The sequence below is a fragment of the Pseudomonas sp. SIMBA_068 genome (genome assembly GCF_046534705.1).
GTDB lineage: Bacteria > Pseudomonadota > Gammaproteobacteria > Pseudomonadales > Pseudomonadaceae > Aquipseudomonas > Aquipseudomonas putida.
Genome location: NZ_JAWRYI010001739.1, coordinates 1 through 233, shown reverse-complemented (window position 1 = coordinate 233; position 233 = coordinate 1). Strand labels below are relative to the sequence as shown.

General features: G+C 42.1%; 1 protein-coding gene. It reads right to left on the bottom strand.

Annotation, left to right across the window (positions count from 1 at the left end):
* Nucleotides 1-3: 3 nt before the first annotated feature.
* A partial coding sequence (locus SB756_RS35705; RefSeq protein WP_410913968.1) for a magnesium chelatase domain-containing protein occupies nucleotides 4-233 on the bottom strand: 230 nt, incomplete at its 5' end.

Genomic DNA, 233 nt, shown 5'->3' with positions numbered 1-233 from the left:
GCGTTAATTAATCAGGCTCAATAACTCATGTACCGTTTTTACTGGAATTATTTTAGCGCCTAGGCCTTCCATTGATTTATGGTAGTTACGAAACGGGATAAATATTTCTGTAAAACCATGCTGTGCAGCTTCTTTAACTCGTGGTACGCCGCTGTCTATTGGGCGCACATCACCGTTTAAACTCAACTCCCCCATAATACAAGTGGTTCGAGGCACAACAAATTCGTTCAAGC